The organism is Paenibacillus sp. TY11 (genome assembly GCF_059772165.1).
Genome location: NZ_JCBAIQ010000013.1, coordinates 180,689 through 187,014 on the forward strand (window position 1 = coordinate 180,689; position 6,326 = coordinate 187,014).

Annotated in this window: 5 protein-coding genes and 1 rRNA gene; 1 reads left to right on the forward strand and 5 read right to left on the reverse strand. The window is 44.4% G+C overall.

The annotated features are described in order from the left end of the window. Positions 1–171: 171 nt before the first annotated feature. Complete coding sequence (locus tag AC6EJC_RS16770) at positions 172–837, reverse strand: site-specific integrase (RefSeq protein WP_444954927.1); 666 nt, start codon at positions 835–837, stop codon at positions 172–174. Positions 838–1,044: 207 nt separating this feature from the next. Continuing rightward, a complete protein-coding gene (locus AC6EJC_RS16775) occupies positions 1,045–3,333 on the reverse strand; it encodes a preprotein translocase subunit SecA (RefSeq protein ID WP_444954928.1) in 2,289 nt (762 codons plus the stop codon). A 324-nt stretch (positions 3,334–3,657) separates the two neighbouring features. Between AC6EJC_RS16775 and AC6EJC_RS16780 the strand changes: the two genes are divergently transcribed. After that, complete coding sequence (locus AC6EJC_RS16780; RefSeq protein WP_444954929.1) at positions 3,658–4,398, forward strand: hypothetical protein; 741 nt, start codon at positions 3,658–3,660, stop codon at positions 4,396–4,398. 6 nt (positions 4,399–4,404) lie between these two features. On the opposite strand, the gene AC6EJC_RS16785 is transcribed toward AC6EJC_RS16780, so the two are convergent. From AC6EJC_RS16785 to rrf, 3 genes are all read right to left on the reverse strand, one after another. Next, positions 4,405–4,950, reverse strand: a complete 546-nt coding sequence (locus tag AC6EJC_RS16785; RefSeq protein WP_444954930.1) for a GNAT family N-acetyltransferase — start codon at positions 4,948–4,950, stop codon at positions 4,405–4,407. Further along, the gene (locus tag AC6EJC_RS16790) at positions 4,951–5,673 is read right to left on the reverse strand and encodes a YjjG family noncanonical pyrimidine nucleotidase (protein WP_444954931.1); all 723 of its coding nucleotides are present in this window, start codon (positions 5,671–5,673) and stop codon (positions 4,951–4,953) included. A gap of 535 nt (positions 5,674–6,208) precedes the next feature. Beyond that, positions 6,209–6,325: ribosomal RNA gene (rrf, locus tag AC6EJC_RS16795) — 5S ribosomal RNA — on the reverse strand. Position 6,326: the final 1 nt, after the last annotated feature.

Here is a 6,326-nt window from a genome sequence, read left to right on the forward strand (position 1 = left end):
ATTCTCCGGTCTGCCTTGTTTAATAACTTTGGTTCCAGTGGATTAAAGACGCAATGGAGCTTGCCAAGCAATTCTAAATATAATGTTCCTGTTACCATAACTGAATTCACGGAAGGGATTGTCCCCACATTGTAATGTGAAACAAATAAGAAACGGATTCGGCTGTCAATTTCATTTTAACATTTCTCTAAGATCATTGAGGAAACCAGTTCTAAATACGCCTTTGCCCTTCGCTTCAATAAATAGTTCTAGTAGCGCTCTTTCACTAAGATCACGTGGTCTGAACAGCATATCGCCGCTTGTGTCGCAAGAATTCTCTATGATCTCCGCAGGAAGAATGATGCGTGGACTGACAACGGTCTCCAGTGGAAAACCTTTCTTGTCGAACGTCCGCTTGAGCGTCCGAGTCCGGACGTTCATGGTTGCGGGAGATAGGCCTTTGGTGGTGTTGTGGCTTTCGAGCGTTGGGTGTCCGTCGTACAGTGTTTGTTCCGTCAGCATGTGCCCTACGTACTGGCGAACGTGGTCTGCGGTCAACTCGTTCAGCTTGAGCGTCGGATGGTTTTCGGCAAGCCAACGTTGCAGATAGCGGTAGTGGTTCTTGTGATCGTTCAGTGTCCTGGGTTCAAGCCCTTTGTCTCGAAGGAAGAGGCCGAAGTAATAATCGAGTGGATAATGCAAGGTGGTTACAGAGGAAGTCAGTCGTTCACGTGTTGCTTGTTGCCATCGGCATATAAATCCCCCTCTCAAAATGAGTGCAAAAAAGCCGCCATAGCTTTGGCGGCAGTAGTTGGTATATTTATACCGATTATAAAATTGAGAAATCCAAGCGGACAAGATATATAATCAGATTCTAGGGAAACAGATTTATTCAAAGTACTTCAACTTTGAATACATCGCCATGGAGCCTGTACGCCCTTGCGATGTATTTTTATTGTCCGAAGTCAACACGGAGTCAACGCTTCACTTCAACATTTTCAGCGCAGGATGAATCGAGCGTTCGCTCGTATTCGTCCCGATCATCCTTGAAAAAGCTACGCTGCATCAAAATTTTGACAGCCTGAATACCGGCCTCAAAATATCGCGAATCCAATAAGCAATTATCGTCCCTGAGGTCCATGAGCTGCGCTTATTCTGGATATATTGATCGTTGATAATATAAGTCCGAGTGGAAGTAGGGCTCTTCAGACCGAACTTTTCCCACTCCGCCGGATCATTCGAACCTCCGAGCCTTACAAGCATATTCGCCGACTCTCTATTTATTTTAGCCGGAATTTGCTCGTATGCTTGGATGATTTGCTCATGAAATTCGTCGATCGGATTGCGGCTAGCAAGGCTCTCCAAGTGGATGCCTTCGCGAATGTAAGAAACGTATGCCAGATGGTCAGCCCAGAACTTGTCGATATAATAAAGCCGTACCCGCTGCTCCGAAGGGCTCATCGGCGTCCCGCCTTTCAAAATTCCGAGCCGCTCCTCGTATAGAATACGCCGCTGTTCCTCCACCATATCCGAATAACGGTTCAGTTCCTGGTGGATATGGAAGTTCTGGCCCATAATAACGCGCTGAATATGCGCGATTTTGCCTCGGAGCACCGACTCCTCTAGAGCATCATCCTGTCTGAGATCGCGATAGGCGGGCGGAATCACTTTATCGATGCCGAACCGAAGCATCAACTCGTCCTCCAAGCTTACGAAAAATACGGAATCTCCCGGGTCGCCTTGGCGGCCAGAACGCCCGCGCAGTTGGTCGTCGATCCGCACGCTTTCGTGCACATGCGTACCAATCACGTACAACCCGCCCAGCTTGGCGACAACTTCTGCTTGCGTGGGGTTGCCGCCGCCGAGCCGAATGTCGACGCCGCGTCCCGCCATATTCGTAGACACCGTCACGGCGCCGATTTCTCCCGCCTTGGCGATGATCTCGGCTTCTTTTGCGTCGTTTTTCGCATTCAGAACATGGCAAGGTACGTCGGCAACCGCTAGCGCCTTCGCCAGCATGTCAGACTCCTCGACGCTTGACGTACCAATGAGAATCGGACGTCCCGTCGCATGGACGGACGAGATTTCTTGTACAAGCGCCTTAAGTTTGGCTTCTTTATGGGTATAAATCCGGTGCGGATGGTCGATCCGTATGTTTGGCCGGTTCGGCGGAATTTGCACGACCTGCAGCTCATAAATATCTTCGAATTCCATTGCGGAAGCGTGCGCGGTAGCCGTCATTCCGCAAATCTTCGGATATAGGCTAAGGAAGTGTTGAAGGGTGATCGTACCGAGAATTTTCCCACCGGCTTTCGACTGCAGCCCTTCTTTGGCCGCAAGCGCGGCTTGCAGCCCGTCCGGCAAATGCCTGTTCTCCGCCACGCGACCGGTATATTCGTCGATCAGCTCGATTTTACCGTCCCGGACGATGTAATCGACGTCTTTTTTTAATAACGATTCCACATGCAACGCGCAATTTAATGACGTTAACAAATGACTATTATGGCTATCGTACAAATTACCGCATCCCAGCAGCGATTCCGCTTTCGCAGAGCCCGCTTCATTCAAATAAACGTTCCGCTTGAACTCGTCGAAGTCGTAATGCTCTACTTGCTTGAGCTGCCTAGCCACTTCTGCGAAACGAATGCCGTCGTTGCCGGAAGAGCCCGGCTCGCCGGCGATGACTAGCGGCACCCGCGCTTCGTCGAGAAGCAGTGAATCCGCTTCGTCGACGATAACGTAGTGGAAAGGACGATGCACGGTATCGGCTTCGTTTAGTGCGATCGTGTCGCGCAAGTAATCGAATCCCGCCTCTTTGGCCGTCACATAGGTTATATCCGCGGCGTACGCTTCCTGTTTCTCGGACAGGTTCATGTCCGCTTGAACCGAGTTTACCGTTAACCCGAGGAAACGATAGATCGGGCCCATCCACTCCGCATCCCGATTTGCCAAATAATTGTTAAAAGTCAGCACATGAACGCCTTCGCCGGTTAGCGCATTTAGATAAGCAGGCATAACAGCAGAGAGCGTTTTTCCTTCGCCGGTATGCTGCTCGATCAAAAATCTCTCGTGCAGAGCGATGGCAGCCATGATCTGGACATCGTAAGGCTGTAATCCGAGCTTTCGCTTCGCTGCCTCGCAGACTAGCGCATAGGCATCGACAAGCAGCTCATCCAAAGACGTACCCGATTTTGCTTCCTTTTTCAGCCGGAGAGATTCCGCTTTCAGCCGCTGATCGTCCCATGCTTCCAAATTCCGTTTCCTAATGAGCTCCGCTTTGTCCCGATAGCCTTTCAGCTTATTCTGGGTATCGCGGTCTTTGAATTTTTGCATCAACTTGACGGCTAAATTCATCGGAATTTGATCCCTCCTCGGTAGAAATACGCGATTCTATAGTGGCTAAATCAAGGGTTTGGCAAAGGGGACAAGCTTGCTTATGAGCAACTGGGGAGACCTCCACATGAAGCGTTTGCTCACCCACTTTCAAGACTTTTTCTGTTTTCACCTCTGGCAAGTCAAGTAAAAGATCGGTATACTGAATGTGCATCTGTCATTCCTCGACGTTGGATTGGTCGCACAACCATCTTACGGAATGTTCAGATGTTTTTCTATATCTCCAGCATAATTTCTATGTTTTTTCAAGCACTATGTTTTGTGTAGACCCATAAATATATTTACTTGTTTAACCAATCTATCGCTGTCCTTCCGGATTCAAAAGAGTGGGACCAGAAGTTTCTTTTCGGTTATGAAGATGGACGAGATAGTCCAGCTTTACGATTGAATAATAAAGAGCCCTATTATGCAACCAAAGCTGTACAAATGAATGAACAAGCTTTTAAAAATTATTCCATCGAGGTGGATAAAGGAAAGCCTTTTTCGACAGATGACTTCGTCAATAAAAATAACAAAGAAATTCCTATACTTTTAGGATCAGAATATGAAGAAAAATACCACATTGGTGATAGAATAACGGCTAATTATTTGATGAAAGACTTCACACTGGTAGTTAAAGGGTTCATTCAATCAAATACTCTGGTGTATAATTCACAATTTCCCCAAATGTATCTGGATCGTTATATAGTTATGCCCGCTCAAGAATTTCCTTCTCCTGTTAATGACGATGAATTCTCATTTCAGAAGAAACATTATCACCAATTAATTAACGGGCATATTTTTAGTCCTGAAAATGAGTACGTTGTCCAGAATAAGCTAGAAGAAATAAAAGATATATCTGTACATTTGATCTCAGGAGCTTCCATGAATCAGTTGTTGTCTTACTACGTAGCTGAAGTAATAAGTATAATTTTGCTTCCTGGAATTCTCTTTCTTATTCTTTATAAATTCTTTGTTGATTTTTTACTCAGTTCTTACTTTCTATTGATTTTATCTTGCTTAAACGAATTCGTTTCTTATTCTTAAGCCAACTCAGTTAGTAACATCCTTGACTTTGATTCTCCATATCATATGATCATAGCCTTCTCCCCAATAATCTTTTAATAAGTAATCAGGAGTTCCAAATTTCTTTTTCCATATTTTTTGTGCAGTACGATATCCACTATCTAAACAAAATTCTTCTACTTCCCTGTTCTGCAACGCCAGATACATTGTTCCCAACAATAAATTTCCTACCCCCATCTTCTGGTAGTTAGGGTGAACAAATACAGTACCTACCTCACACAACTTTTTAAATCTATAATTGGTAGATTTACTTATAAGTTCACTTGCCGGGCCGTATTCAATAGAACCAATTATTTGATTTCCGTCTACAGCGATTAAAAAATATCGTTGCTCACCGTGACTCTCAAAGTCACTTTCCAAATATACTCTCTTAGTCTCAATTTCGTCCTCTATATCTGCCAGCTTATTGCCAATGCCTTCTGTAGCAAACGTGTCTGTAATCACAATTCTAAACAATTCATTCAACTTTTCGATGTCCTTAACTTCTGGCCTTCTGATTTCGACATTATTCATCTAGATTTCCGCCGATGTATGATTCAGTGCAGGACGCTTTGAAAGAACACTATTCGGTAGCTCCATCAGGCTTTTTATTTCATAAGTTGGTTGAATTCCAGACGTATTTGTTTTTCCGGCAGGGTTGAACCAACAAGTATCAATTCCGTATTTGTTCCCTCCTTGAATATCCGAGGTTAAAGAATCACCGACCATGAGAACCTTACTTTTATCTGAAATGGCTAGCATGGTAAATGCGTAATCGAAAATACCAGCTTGTGGCTTTTGGCAACCTACTTCCTCTGAAATAATCACCTGCTCAAACACATGACGCAGCGGCGAAAGCTGAATTCTGGAGGTTTGCACCTCTTTGATTCCATTCGTAATGATCGCCAAACGACAGTCGGATAGCTCATTACATAATTCAACCGCTCCGTCAATCAAAAAAGCACCTTCACCCAAATAACGTAAATAAGCAGCACTAAAGGCATCTGGATTGAAGTCCAGACCATGAAGAGTAAACAATCGCTTAAACCGCTCCACTCGCAGCTGCGCCGAGGTAATATGTCCTTCCTCTGCCTCTCGCCACAACGCGCTGTTGATTTCATCATAACTGGCTTTATACTTAGTGGCCCCTTGTGACAATCCAAATTGGGTAAACGTATTATGTAGCGCATGACTCTCTGCCTTTTTAAAATCAAACAGCGTATCATCGACATCAAACAAAATAATTTCGTATTTCATAACGACCTCCATATCAAATAACTAACAATGCAGTATTACCTTTTGGTTATTATACAGAACCTATGACAAACCTTCAAACACAGTGAATTTTTGTTACGATGAAACACAACGCTTAAAACAACTATTGATCCTCTTAAAATATGCAGTGGAAATGGTGGTACTGTTCGTATCGTATATACTCCTGAGTGAACGTTGCTGGTCTAGCCATTAGTGATACTTTCTATCCTAATTTGAGACCAGTTAGGTATGAAGCAAAAATAACAGGATGGTGCTTTGATATAAATGGGACTATATCAAGAGTAGTGCCAGATTGTGAAATTACCTTCACTATATATTAAAAAAAGACATTCTGCTTTAAGTCAGAATGCCTTTTTTAATTCATCTATTTGATGTAGAAAGAAAATAAAGTATTAAACTGATGACCCATTATTAAGGTAACGGGCAGAATAGCACAACAGAATCACAAAAAAGTGATATATTTAGGTAAAACGGCTAAGCAAAAAAAAGCATGACCCAATAAGGTCATACATTTTTTGCTTGGCGGCGTCCTACTCTCCCAGGACCCTGCGGTCCAAGTACCATCGGCGCTGGAGGGCTTAACGGTCGTGTTCGGGATGGGTACGTGTGGAACCCCTCCGCTATCGCCACCAAAC

Excerpts from the sequence above, each read along its gene's own strand:
- AC6EJC_RS16775 (WP_444954928.1), bottom strand. The coding sequence starts at position 3,333 with ATGAATTTAGCCGTCAAGTTGATGCAAAAATTCAAAGACCGCGATACC.
- AC6EJC_RS16785 (WP_444954930.1), bottom strand. The coding sequence starts at position 4,950 with ATGAATAATGTCGAAATCAGAAGGCCAGAAGTTAAGGACATCGAAAAG.
- AC6EJC_RS16790 (WP_444954931.1), bottom strand. The coding sequence starts at position 5,673 with ATGAAATACGAAATTATTTTGTTTGATGTCGATGATACGCTGTTTGAT.